The organism is Mycobacterium sp. (assembly GCF_004298145.1).
In the GTDB taxonomy this organism is placed as follows: Bacteria; Actinomycetota; Actinomycetes; order Mycobacteriales; family Mycobacteriaceae; genus Mycobacterium.
Window position 1 is genome coordinate 141737 of the sequence record NZ_SCRH01000015.1, and the last position, 14861, is coordinate 156597.

Here is a 14861-nt window from a genome sequence, read left to right on the forward strand (position 1 = left end):
GATGTCGTCGTCGCCGGCCGGGGCGTCTACGTCCCGTGGCTGCCGCGGATCGCCGGGCGCGACCAGTTTCGCGGCGAGTCGTTTCACGCCGCGGAGTGGGATCCGGGTTTTGACCCGTTCGGCAAACGCATCGCGATAATCGGCACCGACGCCGCGGCCGGCCACCACCTCGGCCGGCTGATCCAAACCGCAACATCCGTCACCGTATTCGCCCGCGCACCGCGTCGAGTTGTCTTCGAGGTGCCGCTGTGGTCAACCCGCGCCAAACACTGGCTGCGCGGCCACATCCGCCCGGCCCGGCCGCGACCTTCGGTGGTGATCGCTTCGTCGGCGATCGAGGCGGTGACCGCGTCGGGCGTGCGCACCGGCGACGGCGTCCACCACTGTGTCGACGCCATCATCTACGGCACCGGATTCTCGATTCCCGATCACATCGCCGATGAGACGCTGACCGGCGTGAGCGGGCTGCCCATCCGGCAGGCCTGGCACGACGGCATGGAGCCGTTCTGCGGGGTGGCGGTTCACGGATTTCCCAACTACTTCTTCATCACCGGACCCGATCCCGGCGCGCAAGCCCGCTACATCGTCGAGTGCCTCGAACTCATGAAGCGCACCGGCAGCGGCCGCATGGAGGTGCGCGCCAGCAGCCAGCAGGTCTTCAACGAACGTGCCCAACTGCAGGCGGCCGAACCCCCACCGGTGGCGTCCGCCTTCGACCTTTCGGCCACCGCGCCCGTCCGCGATGACACCTACGACGGCGCCGCCACGCTGGAGATCGCCGGGAACCGCCATCCCGTGCGGGTCCGGCTCACCGGTCATTTGGACCCGATCGACGGGCGCTACCACTGGCAGGGAACGCTGTTTGGTTCACCGTCGGGTGACGAACTCAAGCAGGCGCGGACTGCCACGCTGACGGTGGGTCAGCGCAGCGCGCCGGCGCGCATCGTCGAACGGACACCTTGGGGCACGCACTCGGTCGCCGGAGTGGGTGCCCCGCCCTACCCGCTGAGCGACGGGTGAACTGGCACGAGCAGCGCTTCGCCGGCCGCCGCAACACCGCGAACACCGGTGCATTTCTGCAGGAAATGCGCCGTTTTTGGCCATACCAGAAAGTTTGGCCGCGCTCGCCGCGTGGTAACCCCGAGGAAAGCGCGTGCTAAGCAATGAACTCCAGGGCGCGTTCGGGGCGGGCTGCGGATCGACGTCTCGGCGGGCGCGGAGGGGGGCGCATGATGTGTTCATTGCGGGTCTGCGGCATGGGTCCGGGGGACTCCCGATCGCGGCCTGCTGTTCCTCGGCGCGTTGAGGCCGGTCCACCGCGAACTAGACTTTTACCGTTGAGGGCGGATACTCAAGCAGTCGGCACGGCAGAACACGAGGAGCGGGAAATGCATCCGGACGTCCCGATTGAGCTGGGATGAGCCCGGTGGCTGAGTCGGCCAGTTCGTTGGCCGTTGCGACGCGCACGGATGATTCGGTAGCCGTTCTGACCGTCGACGGTGTGCTTGACGCCAACAACTCCACCGCACTTCGCGACCGCCTCGTCAAGGCGACGTCGAACGAGGCCTCCGCCATTATCGTCAACGTCTCCGGGCTCAAGCTGAACGCCGAACCGGCGTGGTCGACCTTCCTGGGCGCCTACTGGCAGATCGGCGGCGCGCCCCACGTTCCGATCGTGTTCGTCTGCACCAACCGGCGGGCCCGCGAGGCGATCACCCGCAGCGGTATCGCCCACTTCATGCCCGTGTATTCCAGCGAGAAGGCGGCGATCAAGGCGCTCGGCCAGAACAGTCGTCGCGCCAACCAGCGCGCCGATGCCCACCTGCCCGCCGACCTGACCAGCCTGCGCGAGTCGCGGCGCCTGGTCCGTGAGTGGCTCACCACGTGGTCGCAGGCCAAGCTCATCCCCGTCGCGCTGGTGGTCGTCAACGTGTTCGTGGAGAACGTGCTCGAACACACCGCCAGCGTTCCGCTGATGCGGATCGAGGCGCAGGGCACGACAGCGACCATCGCGGTGTCCGACGCCAGCAACACGCCCGCCGCGCGACTTCAGTCTCCGGCGAAGGGCATCGACGTGTCCGGCCTGGCGATCGTCGACGCCTTGTCACGCGCCTGGGGTAGCACGCCCACGTCGTCCGGGAAGACGGTGTGGGCGGTCATCGGCCCCGAGAACCAGCTTTAGCGCGTTCCAACCAGTCCAGCCACACCAATCTGCCGGTTGTGCTGAAACTAGAACACGTTCTAATGTCGTGTGACGACCCCTTCAGGAAGGCAGATGACGTGCGGTTTACCTACGCAGAGGCGATGACTGACTTTAGGTTCTACATCCCGCTGGCCAAGGCGGCCGAGGCGGCCGGCTACGACGCCATGACGATCGCCGACAGCATCGCCTACCCCTTCGAGTCCGACTCGAAGTACCCCTACACGCCGGACGGCAACCGGGAGTTCCTGGACGGCAAGGAGTTCATCGAAACCTTTGTGCTCACATCGGCATTGGGTGCGGTCACCTCGAAGCTGCGCTTCAACTTCTTCGTCCTCAAGCTGCCCATCCGGCCACCGGCGTTGGTGGCCAAGCAAATCGGGTCGCTGGCAGCGATGACCGACAACCGGGTGGGTTTCGGCGTCGGTACCAGCCCGTGGCCCGAGGACTACGAATTGCTGGGAGTACCTTTCGCCAAGCGGGGCAAGCGGATGGATGAGTGCATCGAGATCATTCAGGGCCTGACCTCCGGTGACTACTTCGAATTCCACGGTGAGTTCTACGACATTCCCAAGACCAAGATGACGCCGGCTCCGACCAAGCCCGTCCCGATCCTGATCGGCGGTCACGCCGACGCGGCGCTGCGGCGCGCGGCCCGCTTGGACGGCTGGATGCACGGCGGCGGTGACCCCGAGGAACTCGATCACCTGCTTGCCAAGCTCAAGAAGTTCCGCGAGGAGGCAGGCAAGACCGGGCCGTTCGAGATCCACGTCATCTCGGTCGATGCCTACACCGCCGACGGCATCAAACGGCTCGAGGACAAAGGCGTCACCGACGTCATCGTGGGCTTCCGCATCCCCTACATCAAGGGAACTGACACCGAGCCGCTGGAGAACAAGATCCGCAATTTGGAGATGTTCGCGGAGAACGTGATCGCGAAGGTTTAGCGGGCCGCCACGATCGGGCCGTGGCGGTCGCTATCTCGTCACAGCGGATCCCATCTCGGAGCACGCTTTTCCCGGTGCGCCAAGGCGGCCTCGACCGGGTTGTTGGTGAAACCGGTGAGGATCTGCGTGCGGTTCTCGATCTCGATGGCATGACGCAGGCTGGGGGCGTCCAGCGCCGCGTTGAGTCCAATCTTGGTCTGCCACACGCCATAAGCGTTGTTCTCGGTGATCGAGCGGGCCAGCTTGAGCGCGGCGGGCATCAGGTCGTCGGACGCGACCACCTCATGCACCAGCTTGATCCGATAGGCCTCGGCCGCGTCGATGATGCGACCCGTGAGCATGAGTTCGCGTGCCACGCCGGCGCCGACGATTTTCGGCAGCAGGTAACTGGTGCCCATGTCCATCGACGAGAAGCCGGCCTTGATGAATACCGAACCGAACCGGGCCCGATCCGAGGCGACCCGGATATCGCTCACCAACGAGAACGCCAGGCCACCTCCGACGGCGACACCGTTGACCGCCGCGATCACCGGGATGTCCAGCTCGTAGATCCGGGTGTACAGGTTGGCCAGCCGGACCTGGGCATCGTAGTTTGCCTTGAACGCCGGGGTGGTCGGCTTGTTGCGCGTCCAGGGCTCGCCGGTGCCGCTCAAATCGGCCCCGGCGCAGAACCCGCGCCCGGCACCCGTCAGGATCGCCACCCTGAACTCGCCCGTGCTGAGCGCGTCCAAGGCGTCGTCGACGCCGCCGATCAACGATCCGTCGATGGCGTTGAGGCGCTCCGGCCGGTTCAGGGTGATGCAGGCGATGTTGTCCTCGAGAGTTTCCAGTTTGACTGAAGGCATACCGAGACCGTAGGCGACCGATCGGGCATACCGTGGTTTGGCCACCCATGAAGGAGAAGCCACGGCACGAACCGAAGGTGACACCTGGGACCTGGCCGCTGGTGCAAGACCTGACCGCGAAACTCTAACTGTTGACACCCCTTCTCGCGACCTGCCTTGGTAGTTGCAGTCTCGCGGCCGGCGGGCGGTCACGAGGACCGTTTGGCCAGCCACTCGGCCTGCATCACGAGCAGGGCCATGACCTCCAATTGCGGTGTCTCCGAGTCGAGTTCGCGGTATCGCTGATAGACGTTGACGACGACACGCTCGGCGTCCAGCCAGGTCGCGTACTCGCCGAGGTCGATGGTGTCGGCGGCCTCGGCCCACGACAGGCCCTCGGCGTAGGCGGCCTCGGCTTGTTCGGTGACGTGCACGAGATAGCCACGCACCGAACGGATTCCATCGGGATCGGTGACCGGGCCGTGGCCGGGTATCACCGTCGGCGCATCCAGCGCGATCATCGCGTCACACGCCGCGATCCAGTTGGCGATCGGGCCGGCCCACACGATGGGCGTGCAGCCGATGAACAACAGGTCGCCGCCGAACAGCACCCCCGCGTCCGGCACGTGCACCACCGAGTCGGCGGCGGTGTGCGCGGGACCCAGATTCAGCACATCGATGCGTCGCCCGCCCACCTCGACGGCGAGGTTGCGCTCGAACGTCTGGTCGGCGTTGCGCAACGTGATGTTGCTGAAGTCGAAGTGCCCGAAGCGTTCTCGCGTGTACGGAGTTGCGACCGGCCCAAGGTTGGCGGTTTGCGCCATGGCCAGCATCTCCGGTGCCATCCCGTGCTCGATCTCCTCGGCGGTGCCGCGTGCGGCGATGATCCGCACCGAGGGATCGAGCAGTTGGTTGCCGTGCGTGTGGTCGCCGTTGGAGTGTGTGATCACCGCGTCGATGATCGGCGCGGTCACGGTGATCGGCTGCATCGCGGTGAGCATTTCGCGAGTCAACGCGAGGTCGAACAGGGTGTCCACCAGCAGGGAGGCGCCGTCGCCGGTGATCAGCCCGGCGTTGCTCCATCCATAGCCGCCATCGGGCAGCGTCCAGGCCCACACCCGGTCGGCGACCTCGTGCAGCCCGCGGGTGTAGGGCACCCGTGCGGGCGCCCGGTTGACCCGCCGCGGGGCGGGGGCGGTATCCGGGTTGGGACGGGCGGCCAACGGGTGGGGCGCGCCGCTCGCGCGGACGGTTTGCCGAGTCTCCCCGAGGCCTTCGACCTGGAGCGTGACGACGTCGCCGTCGTGCAGCCAGCCCGGAAACGATTCCAGCGCCGCCGGATTGAGGTGCTCGACCAGCGTGCAGGTGGGCACCGTCCCGGAGCCGATGACGTCACCGGGCGCGAGGGTGACGCCGCGCGAGGCGTAGGAGATGACTTCGCCGAAGGTCCAGTCCATCTGGGCGGTCGATCCGGAACCGATGACGACGTCGTTGACCAGGGCGGTGACCCGAAGGTCCAGCCTGCCGTCCCGTCGATACGGCTCGAGCTCGTCGGGGGTCACCAGGTAGGGGCCCAGCGTGACCCCGCTGTCTTTGCCCTTGCCTTGCCCGATCCCTAGTTGACTCTCCATCTGCTGCAGATCGCGTGCGGACCAGTCGTTGAAGATGGTGTACCCGATGATCGCCCGTTCCGCCTGTTCGACGGTGAGATCCTTGCCACCGGATCCGATCACCGCGGCGATCTCCAATTCGAAGTCCTGCCAGGCGCTTCCGGGTGCCGTCGGGGCGTCGTCGTACGGACCCAAAATTGTTGCCGGGCAGGCGAAGTAAAACGCGGGTATCCGGTACCACGAGTCACCGAGCACCCGCCCGGCGCCCAGCGCGGCCTGGCAGTTGCGCATGTGGTCAAGAAAGCACAGGGAATCCCGGATCGACGGCGGGCGTGGGATCGGCGCCAGCAACCTCACCTCCGCCAGCGGGACGACCGCCGCCGGGGATCGCCGCGCATCCTCCCCGGCTCGCCGCAAGCCATCGGTACCACGTGCGACGAGATCGAGGAGCGTCGCGCCCGACGGCATTGCATGGATCGTGTCACCCGAGAGGACGCCGACGCGTTCACCAACCGAATCATCTTGGTAAGTAACCCATTTCACTCTCGTACCACCTCACTTGCATCCTTGTCCGGCCGCAGCCCCCGCCAACTCGATTGGCGTAGCCGGTCATCCGGGGTCCACTCGCTGTAGCGCACCTCCCCCACCAGAACCGGCTCGACGAACGTCACACCCCTGGCTTCGCTGCTGGGAAGCGGCGGGGCGAAAGGGGATTCGTCGGTGTGCAGCTCCGCCAGCGTCCTCTTCAAATTGGTCAGGTCGCGTTCGGTGAACCCGGTCCCCACGCGCCCGGCGAAACGCAGCCCGCCCGCGCCGGGAATGCCCATCAGCAGTGAACCGATGCCGCTGCTGCGTCCACCTGCACCGGCCTTCCAGCCGCCGATGACGACTTCCTGGGTGTTCCAGTGCTTGTCCTTGATCCACGACGCCGAACGGCGGCCCGGTTGATAGGTGGAGTCGCGCTTCTTGGCGATCACACCCTCCCAGCCGCGCTCGCCGGAGTGCTCCAGCGCCTGTTTGCCGTCGCCGGGCAGCAGCTCGGGGACAATCAGGTTGCTGCCGGCGGCCAGCATTTCCAGCAGCTTTCGCCGATCCCGGTAGCGGGCCTTCAGCACCGAGCGGCCGTCGAGGTAAAGCAGGTCGAACGCCCAGAATTCGACCCGTGAGCCCCGACCACGGTTTTGCATCTCGTGGAAGTTGGGCACACCGGAGGAGTCCAGGACGACGGCCTCGCCGTCGAGCACCACATGATGCTCGGCGAGATCTTCTGCCAGCGAACGTAGTTCACGGTACTCCTGGGTGACTTCGCGGCCGCTCCGGGACCGTATCCGCAAGGTACCGTGGTCGGCCTCGATCAAAAGCCGGTAGCCATCCCATTTGCCCTCGAACGCCCACTGGCTGGCCTTCAGGGCCGACACCGAACCATGGGTGGCAAGCATGGGAGCGATCGTGTCGAAGTCGAAGACCTTCTGGTCCTTCATCCGGTGCGCCAGCCACTGGTCGCCGTTGGTTTGAATCAGCGCATAGCGTCCGGAAATCTTGCTGCCGTGCAGGTTGACGATGACCTCGTCGTCAAGGAACTTCTCGGCGTCGTAGGTTCCGGAGTCCCAGATGATCACCTTGCCGGCACCGTATTCGCCCTTGGGAATGACGCCTTCGAACCCGCCGTATTCCAGCGGGTGATCCTCGGTATGCACCGCCAGGTGGTTTACCGACGTGGCTTCGGGCAGGTTCTTCGGCACCGCCCAGGACACCAGCACGCCGTCGCGTTCCAGCCGGAAGTCGTAGTGCAGCCGTCGGGCATGATGTTCTTGAATGACGAAGGTGTTCCCTTGCCCGGCAGCGGATTTCCCTGATTCTCCGGCGGGCACCGGCTCGGGGGTCTTCGACGCGTCGCGCATGCCGCGGTACTTGGTCAGCCGATCCCGGACCGGTGCTTGCTCGTCCAACGGCGCCAGCAGATCGCCGTCGCGCGCGACCCGAGCCAGTACTTCGTCATACCGCAGCTGGCACAGCGCCCGGTCGTCGAGTTCGTCCCAGGTGCGCGGCGCCGCGACGGTCGGCTTTTCGCGTCCGCGCAGCGAGTACGGCGCGATGGTCGTCTTCGAGCCGTTGTTCTGACTCCAGTCCAGAAAAACCTTCCCCGCCCGCAGGCTCTTGGTCATGGTCGACGTGACCAGCTTCGGCATCGTCTTTTCCAGCTGTTGCGCAACGCGTTTGGCCAACACCGTGGCGCCTTTGCTGCTCACCGGCTCCTGCAACGGCGCGTAGAGGTGCAGGCCCTTGCTGCCGCTGGTGAGCGGGAACGTGGTCAGCCCGATCCCGGCGATCAGCTCGCGGACGGCGCGCGCCACCTCGGCCATCTGGGCCATGGTCACGCGTTCGCCGGGGTCGAGGTCGAACACCAATCGAGTCGCCGGGCCGGGCTTGAGTTCTTCGGCCCGGCTGCGGGTCCACTCGGCGACGAACCGCCACTGCGGCACGTGGACCTCCAGCGCCGCCTGTTGGGCGATCCAGGCCAGACCGTCGGGGTCGTCGATGATCGGATAGGTCGTCGTTCCGGATCGGTGGGTCACGCTGGCGCGCGGCAGCCAATCGGGCGCCGAGGCGGCCAGCTGCTTCTCGAAGAACGATTCCCGTTCGACGCCGTCGGGCCAGCGTTTGCGCGTGGCCGGACGCCCGGCGATGTGCGGGATCATCACCTCGGCGATCCGCGTGTAATAGTCGAAGACGTCGCTCTTGGTGGTTCCGGTGGCGGGATACAGCACTTTTTCGGCGTTGGTCAGCTTGACCCGCGGGCCCGCCGTCGAACTCATAAGGTGAGTCTATGGGCCGCGCGCTGGTGATCGGTGAAGCGCTGATCGACAGGGTCGAAAAGCAGAGCGCTGTCGAGCGGCGCGGCGCCGTCGAGCATGTCGGGGGCAGCCCGCTCAACGTCGCGGTCGGACTGGCCCGGCTGGGACGCGAGGTCGACTTCTTGACCCACATCGCCGATGACGAACCCGGCCGGCGTATCGCGGAGTACCTGAAAACCTCTGGTGTACAACTTGTTCCGGGAAGCATCTCGGCCGAGCGTACGCCGACCGCGGTCGCGACGATTGCCGACGACGGCTCGGCCGCTTACAGTTTCGATCTGCAATGGCAGCTTTCCGGTACACCCGAGGTCGCGCCACCGTTGCTGGTGCACACGGGATCCATCGCCGCCGTGCGCGAACCGGGATGCTTGGCGGTCGCGGCGCTGCTCGAGGCTTATCGCGTCTCGGCCAGCATCACCTTCGATCCCAATGTGCGACCGTCGCTGATCGCCGAGCGCGACGCGGCGCAGGCCCGCATCGCCCATCTGGTCGAGCGCAGCGACATCGTCAAGGTCAGTGACGAGGACTTGAGGTGGATCGACCCCGACCACGAGCCGCAGCGCACCGCCCGGGGCTGGCTGGCGTCCGGACCCGCGATCGTCGTCGTGACATTGGGCAGCCGGGGCGCCGTGGCGTTCTGCGCGGCCGGGGACGCCCGGGTGGCTGCCCGGCCGGTCCGGGTGGTCGACACGGTCGGCGCCGGCGACGCGTTCATGGTCGGCATGCTCGATGCGCTGTGGTCCCTGGATTTGGTGGGCGCCGAACGCCGGTCCGCCCTGCGACGGATCCGGCTCGACACCCTGACGGCAGCACTCGAGGCGGCCACCCTGGCGTCGGCGCTCACTATTGCCCGGGCCGGCGCCGACCTCCCCGATCGGGCCGCGCTGCGGGCCGGGGCAAACCAGCCGCGGTAGCGTCTCGCCAGGCTTCCGGGTGCTCGCGGGCGTAACGCCACGGCGAAAATTCGAGCACGATCTCGCCGTACCGTTACGCTCGCGTGCTCCTGAGCAGCGGTGCGACGGCCCGGCTGCTGTTAGGCAGCGAACAGTATGGGCATACTGACTTACATGCGCTCCATCTGGAAGGGTTCCATCGCGTTCGGGCTGGTGAACGTCCCGGTCAAGGTGTACAGCGCCACCGAGGACCACGACATCAAGTTCCACCAGGTGCACGCCAAGGACAACGGCCGCATCCGATACCAGCGCGTGTGCGAGGTGGACGGCGAAGTCGTCGAATACCGTGACATTGCCCGGGCCTACGAATCCGATGACGGTCAGATGGTCATCATCACCGACGACGACATCGCCACCCTGCCCGAAGAACGCAGCCGCGAGATCGAAGTGCTGGAATTCGTGCCGGCCAGCGAGGTGGATCCGATGCTGTTCGACCGCAGCTATTTCCTGGAGCCCGACTCCAAGTCGTCGAAATCCTATGTGCTGCTGGCGAAGACACTCGCCGAGTCGGACCGCATGGCGATCGTCCATTTCACGCTGCGCAACAAGACCCGCCTGGCGGCGTTGCGGGTCAAGGACTTCGGCAAGCGCGACGTGATGGTCATCCATACGTTGTTGTGGCCCGACGAGATTCGTGACCCCGACTTTCCGATCCTGGACAAGAAGGTCGAGGTCAAGCCCGCGGAACTCAAAATGGCCGGGCAGGTGGTGGACTCGATGGCCGAAGAGTTCAACCCCGACCGCTACCACGACGACTACCAAAACCAGCTGCACGAGCTGGTCCAAGCCAAACTCGAAGGCGGAGAGGCGTTTACCACCGAGGAGCAGCCCAAGGAGCTGGACGAGACCGAAGACGTGTCCGATCTGCTGGCCAAGCTGGAGGCCAGCGTGAAGGCGCGCTCCGGGGACGGCAAGGCACCGGCGAAAAAGACCACCGCGAAAAAGACCACCGCCAAGAAGACAGCCGCCAAGAAGGCTCCGGCCAGGAAAGCGGCCGCGAAGTCCTGACCCGGCGTACCCCGGTCAGTGTTTGTGCGCCGCAAAGAAGCGGGTGGCCGCGGCGACGACGTTGATCACGGCGACGATGATGATCAGCGTCAGCGCCGCACCCCAGATCCGCAGGAAACCGGCGTGTTCGGGGTTGGTGAGTTCGGTGTAGATCAGCAGCGGCAACGACGCCATGTTGTTGTGGAAGATGTCGAGGTTGATCGACCGGCTGTAGCCGACCAGCACCAGCACCGGCGCGGTTTCGCCGATCACCCGCGCGACGGACAACAAGATGCCGGAGACGATGCCCGGCATCGCGATCGGAAAGACGATCCGCACGATGGTCTTCCATTTCGGCACACCCAGCGCGTAGCTGGCCTCGCGCAGGTCGTCGGGCACCAACCTGAGCATTTCCTCGGCGGAGCGCACGACCACCGGCAGCATCAGCAAGACCAGGGCCAGCGACACCGCAAAAGAACTCTGCTGGAAGCCCAGGGTGGCGATCCAGAGGCTGAAGATGAACAGCGCCGCGACGATGGAGGGAACCCCCGCCAGCACGTCGACCATGAAAGTGGTCAGCCGCACCAGGCGGCCAGAACCGTATTCCACCAGGAAGACCGCGGTCATCAGGCCCAGCGGCACGGCCAGGGCGGCGGCCACCCCGGCCTGCACCACCGTCCCGTACAGCGCGTGGTAGACGCCGCCGGCGAACTCTTCCGGCAGCACCCCGCGCAGCGAGTGGGTCCACCACCCCGACCGCGTCACCGCGTACCAGCCCCGTTCGACCACGATCCACAGCACCCAGATCAGCGGCACCAGCGCGACGAAGAACGAACCGAGGAAGAAGATCGTCGCGGCGTTGTTGGTGATCCGCCGCCGGAAGCTGAGCGGCCTGAACACCTCGGCCTTGACCGGCTGGTCGAGCCCGTCAACGGTCATGGGCGCCGCCCATTGTCATGCGCCTCATCCGTTGACCTTGCCACCGGCGATCGCACGGGCGACCGCGTTGACGATGAACGTCAGGACGAACAGCGCAAACCCCGCCGAGATGTAGGCCCCGGTGGGCAATGGTGCGCTGAACTCCGCGGCCGCCGAGGCGATCTTGGAGGCAAACGTGTAGCCGCCGTCGAACAGCGACCAGTTACCCGGGCGGGCGGCCGAACGCAAAATGATCAGCACCGCCACGGTCTCGCCCAGCGCACGGCCCAGCCCCAGCATCGAGGCCGCGATGACGCCGCTGCGGCCGAACGGCAGCACGGTCATCCGCACCACCTCCCACTTGGTGGCGCCCAGCGCCTGCGCCGCTTCCATCTGGATGTGGGGGGTCTGCCGGAAGACTTCTCGCGACACGGCGGAGACGATCGGCAGGATCATCACCGAGAGCACGACGCCGGCGGTGAAGATGGTGCCGCCGCCCGCTAACGAGACGTTGCCCTCTTTAAACAGGAAAAACCACCCCAGGTGGCGGTTGAGAAACGCCGCCGCCGGCTCGATCTGGGGGGCGAGCACGAAAATCCCCCACAGCCCGAAGATGATCGACGGCACCGCGGCCAGCAGGTCCACCACGGCGCCGAACGGGCGCGCCAACCGCTTCGGCGCGTATTGGGTGAGGAACACGGCGATACCGACCGCGATGGGAACGGACAGCACCAGCGCGGTGAGCGAACTGAGCACCGTGACCATGAGCAGGTCGCGGATACCGAAGGCAAGCCTGTGGGGGTCGCTGGTGCTGAACTCGGCACTGGTGAAGAAGTTTGCGTGGTTGACGCGCAACGACGGAACGGCGCGCAGCAACAGGAATACCGCGATCAACAGGATGGCGACCACGATCGTCGAACCCGCGGCGGCGGCGACCAGCTTGAATATCCGGTCGCCCCGCCGCGCCACGCGTGCATTCAGCGCCGTTGGTGCCGGCTTTTCCGCGGTCGACGGGCTGGTTGCTGTTCCTCGTGTCACGACCATCTCAGGTTATGTGATGGCGTTGATCGAAGCAGACAGTCTCGCCTTGAACGCGTCGGGGATCGGGATGTAGCCATTGTCGGCCAGGCCATTCTGACCGGCGCCGATGGTGCTTTGCAGGAACGCCTTTACCGCGGTACCGATCGCGGAGTCGGGGTACTTCGAGCACACGATTTCGTAGGTCGCCAGCACGATCGGGTAGGAACCGGACTGCTTCGGCTTGTAGAACGAGAGCGTGTCGAGCACGAGGTCGTTGCCCTGGCCGGAGATCTTGGCCCCAGCAATCGTCTTGCCCACCGACTCGGCGTTGATCGCCACCGCATCCGGGCCGGCCGAGGTGATGACCTTCGCCATGTTCAGTTTCTGCGCCTGAGCAAACGACCATTCGTTGTAGGTGATGGATCCTTGTGTGGCCTTGATGGCGGCCGACGTGCCGTCGTTGCCCTTGGCTCCCTCACCGACGCCACCCTTGAAGGTCTTTCCGGCGCCCCTGCCCCACGCACCGTCAGAGGCGGCGTTGAGGTATTTCTGGAAATTATCGGTGGTGCCGGACTCGTCGTTGCGGAATACGACGTGAATCGGCACGGCGGGCAACGTGACACCGGTGTTGAGCGCTTGGATCGCGGGGTCGTTCCACGTGGTGATCGTGCCGTTGAAGATTTTGGCGGCCGTGGGGCCGTCCAGACTGAGCGAATCCAGGCCCGTCACGTTGTAGGTGATGGCGATCGGGCCGAAAACGACCGGCAGATTCCACGCTGGTGAACCGCAACGCTGCTGCGCAGCAGCGTATTCGTTGGCCGCCAGCGGTGAGTCGGAGCCACCGAAATCGGTTTGCTTGCCGTTGAATTCGCTGATTCCCGCACCCGATCCGTTGGCCGTGTAGTTCAGCGTCTGGCCGGGGCAGGCCTGCTCGAACGCGTTGACAAAGCGGGTCATCGCGTTGGCCTGGGCCGTCGACCCGCTGGCCTTGAGGGCCTTCTTGCCGCCGCAACTCACCTTGGTCGACGACGAGCCGGTCGGTCCATTGGCGCCAGTCGCGTTGTTATCGCTTCCGCACCCCGACAACGCCAGCGCACCAGCGCTCAAGACACTAAGTACGGCGCCAAATCGGTTGAGTTTCAATTCGCATCCTTAAGGTGGGTGTCAAACATCGTCGCCGCCGGTCAGTGGCCATCGCATGCCGACCAGCCCGTCTCGCGGCCACGAAGGTAACAGTGATAATTGAACAGTGAGCAAACTGTTCGGCGATCGCCGCTGAACGCGATGACCACCCTGCGGCGACGCCGGCCGGCGTTCGGCGTGACGTCGCCCCGACTGCGCCCGACAAGCAAAAGGTTCACCCTCCCTGCCGAGGACACGCCTACCGGCTCCGCAGATCATGCGATGGCGTTGATCGAATCCGACAGTCGCGATTTGAACGACTCCGGCACCGGGATGTACCCGTTGTCGGCCAAGCCATTCTGGCCGGCCCCCATGGTGCTTTGCAGGAACGCCTTCACCGCGGCGCCGGCCTGCGGGTCGGGATATTTCGAACACACGATTTCGTAGGTCGCCAACACGATCGGGTAGGAACCGGGCCGGGTCGGCTTGTAGAACGAGAACGTGTCCACCACCAAGTCGTTGCCCTGCCCGGTGAGGGTGGCACCGGAAATCGTTCTCCCAACCGAGGCGTCGCTGATCGCCACGGCGTCGGGGCCGGCCGAGGTGACGATCCTGGCCATTGCCAGCTTCCGTGAAAGAGCGAACGCCCATTCGTTGTAGGTGATAGATCCTTCGGTCGCTTTGACCGCCGCCGACGTACCGCCGTTGCCGTCGGCACCCTCTCCGACCCCACCGTGAAATGTCTTCCCGATGCCCTTATCCCAGACACCGTCGGACGCGGAGTCCAGGTATTTTTGGAAATTGTCGGTGGTGCCGGACTGGTCGCTGCGGAACACGACATGGAGGGGCTCGGCGGGCAGCACGGTGCCCGCGTTGAGCGCCTGGATTGCCGGATCGTTCCAGGCGGTGATCACGCCCTTGAAGATCTTGGCGGTGGTGGGGCCGTCGAGGATCAGCGAGCTGACGCCCTTGACGTTGTAGGTGATGGCGATCGGGCCGAAAACCACGGGCAGATTCCACGCCGGGGATCCGCACCGCGTCTGCGCCGCGAAGTATTCGATCGGGGTCAGCGGTGAATCTGATCCCGCGAAATCTATTTGATTTCCGGTGAATTGGCCAATTCCCGCGCCGGAGCCGTTGGGTGTGTAATTCAGCGTCTGACCGGGGCAAGCGTGCTCGAAGGCGCTGGCAAATCGGGTCATCGCGTTGGCCTGGGCCGTCGACCCGCCCGCCGTCAGTGCTTTCTTGCCGCCGCAATTGACGATGCTCGACGAGCCTGCCCCGCTTCCCCAGGCCCGGCTGCCGTGAAACCCACATCCCGACAACACCAGCGCAACGACGGTCAGGACACTCAATATGGCACCAAATCGGTTGCGCCCCAAGTCGCTTCCTCACGGTAAAGACCAAAAATGATCACCGCCCCTC

Annotated in this window: 12 protein-coding genes; 5 read left to right on the forward strand and 7 right to left on the reverse strand. The window is 65.6% G+C overall.

Features of this window, described 5'->3' with window-relative positions; all coding sequences use genetic code 11:
• Positions 1 to 39 precede the first annotated feature (39 nt).
• The 3 genes from EPN51_RS06275 to EPN51_RS06285 all read left to right on the forward strand — a co-directional run bounded on the left by EPN51_RS06275 (position 40) and on the right by EPN51_RS06285 (position 3147).
• On the forward strand, positions 40 to 1020 hold the full coding sequence (locus EPN51_RS06275; protein ID WP_293038984.1) for a DUF4873 domain-containing protein: 981 nt from the start codon (positions 40 to 42) through the stop codon (positions 1018 to 1020).
• Between the two features lie 397 nt (positions 1021 to 1417).
• Entirely contained in the window at positions 1418 to 2182 is a 765-nt protein-coding gene (locus EPN51_RS06280) for an STAS domain-containing protein (RefSeq protein ID WP_293038719.1), read from the forward strand.
• Between the two features lie 98 nt (positions 2183 to 2280).
• Entirely contained in the window at positions 2281 to 3147 is an 867-nt protein-coding gene (locus tag EPN51_RS06285; protein WP_293038721.1) for an LLM class flavin-dependent oxidoreductase, read from the forward strand.
• Positions 3148 to 3185: 38 nt separating this feature from the next.
• On the opposite strand, the gene EPN51_RS06290 is transcribed toward EPN51_RS06285, so the two are convergent.
• The 3 genes from EPN51_RS06290 to EPN51_RS06300 form a co-directional block, all read right to left on the reverse strand.
• Positions 3186 to 3992, reverse strand: coding sequence for an enoyl-CoA hydratase/isomerase family protein (locus EPN51_RS06290; RefSeq protein WP_293038723.1), 807 nt, complete (start codon positions 3990 to 3992; stop codon positions 3186 to 3188).
• 188 nt (positions 3993 to 4180) lie between these two features.
• On the reverse strand, positions 4181 to 6124 hold the full coding sequence (locus tag EPN51_RS06295) for a fumarylacetoacetate hydrolase family protein (protein WP_293038725.1): 1944 nt from the start codon (positions 6122 to 6124) through the stop codon (positions 4181 to 4183).
• Positions 6121 to 8397 carry an ATP-dependent DNA ligase gene (locus tag EPN51_RS06300; protein WP_293038727.1) on the reverse strand — a complete coding sequence of 759 codons (2277 nt, stop codon included), beginning with the start codon at positions 8395 to 8397 and terminating at the stop codon, positions 6121 to 6123. The genes EPN51_RS06295 and EPN51_RS06300 overlap by 4 nt, the downstream gene beginning before the upstream one ends.
• A gap of 11 nt (positions 8398 to 8408) precedes the next feature.
• Between EPN51_RS06300 and EPN51_RS06305 the strand changes: the two genes are divergently transcribed.
• Both EPN51_RS06305 and EPN51_RS06310 read left to right on the forward strand, forming a co-directional pair.
• The gene (locus EPN51_RS06305; protein ID WP_293038729.1) at positions 8409 to 9350 is read left to right on the forward strand and encodes a carbohydrate kinase; all 942 of its coding nucleotides are present in this window, start codon (positions 8409 to 8411) and stop codon (positions 9348 to 9350) included.
• Positions 9351 to 9503: 153 nt separating this feature from the next.
• A complete protein-coding gene (locus tag EPN51_RS06310; RefSeq protein ID WP_293038731.1) occupies positions 9504 to 10397 on the forward strand; it encodes a Ku protein in 894 nt (297 codons plus the stop codon).
• Positions 10398 to 10412: 15 nt separating this feature from the next.
• Here the strand turns inward: EPN51_RS06310 and pstA are convergent, their stop codons facing one another.
• From pstA to pstS (EPN51_RS06330), 4 genes are all read right to left on the reverse strand, one after another.
• Positions 10413 to 11315 carry a phosphate ABC transporter permease PstA gene (gene pstA, locus EPN51_RS06315; RefSeq protein WP_293038733.1) on the reverse strand — a complete coding sequence of 301 codons (903 nt, stop codon included), beginning with the start codon at positions 11313 to 11315 and terminating at the stop codon, positions 10413 to 10415.
• A 24-nt stretch (positions 11316 to 11339) separates the two neighbouring features.
• The gene (pstC, locus tag EPN51_RS06320; protein ID WP_293038735.1) at positions 11340 to 12338 is read right to left on the reverse strand and encodes a phosphate ABC transporter permease subunit PstC; all 999 of its coding nucleotides are present in this window, start codon (positions 12336 to 12338) and stop codon (positions 11340 to 11342) included.
• Positions 12339 to 12344: 6 nt separating this feature from the next.
• Entirely contained in the window at positions 12345 to 13457 is a 1113-nt protein-coding gene (gene pstS, locus EPN51_RS06325; protein WP_293038737.1) for a phosphate ABC transporter substrate-binding protein PstS, read from the reverse strand.
• A gap of 254 nt (positions 13458 to 13711) precedes the next feature.
• Entirely contained in the window at positions 13712 to 14818 is a 1107-nt protein-coding gene (gene pstS / locus EPN51_RS06330) for a phosphate ABC transporter substrate-binding protein PstS (protein ID WP_293038739.1), read from the reverse strand.
• Positions 14819 to 14861: the final 43 nt, after the last annotated feature.

Bases quoted from the DNA above. Each gene is read 5' to 3' on its own strand.
- pstA (WP_293038733.1), bottom strand. From the start codon at position 11,315: ATGACCGTTGACGGGCTCGACCAGCCGGTCAAGGCCGAGGTGTTCAGG.
- EPN51_RS06305 (WP_293038729.1), top strand. From the start codon at position 8,409: ATGGGCCGCGCGCTGGTGATCGGTGAAGCGCTGATCGACAGGGTCGAA.
- EPN51_RS06300 (WP_293038727.1), bottom strand. From the start codon at position 8,397: ATGAGTTCGACGGCGGGCCCGCGGGTCAAGCTGACCAACGCCGAAAAA.
- EPN51_RS06280 (WP_293038719.1), top strand. From the start codon at position 1,418: ATGAGCCCGGTGGCTGAGTCGGCCAGTTCGTTGGCCGTTGCGACGCGC.
- EPN51_RS06290 (WP_293038723.1), bottom strand. From the start codon at position 3,992: ATGCCTTCAGTCAAACTGGAAACTCTCGAGGACAACATCGCCTGCATC.
- pstC (WP_293038735.1), bottom strand. From the start codon at position 12,338: ATGGTCGTGACACGAGGAACAGCAACCAGCCCGTCGACCGCGGAAAAG.
- EPN51_RS06310 (WP_293038731.1), top strand. From the start codon at position 9,504: ATGCGCTCCATCTGGAAGGGTTCCATCGCGTTCGGGCTGGTGAACGTC.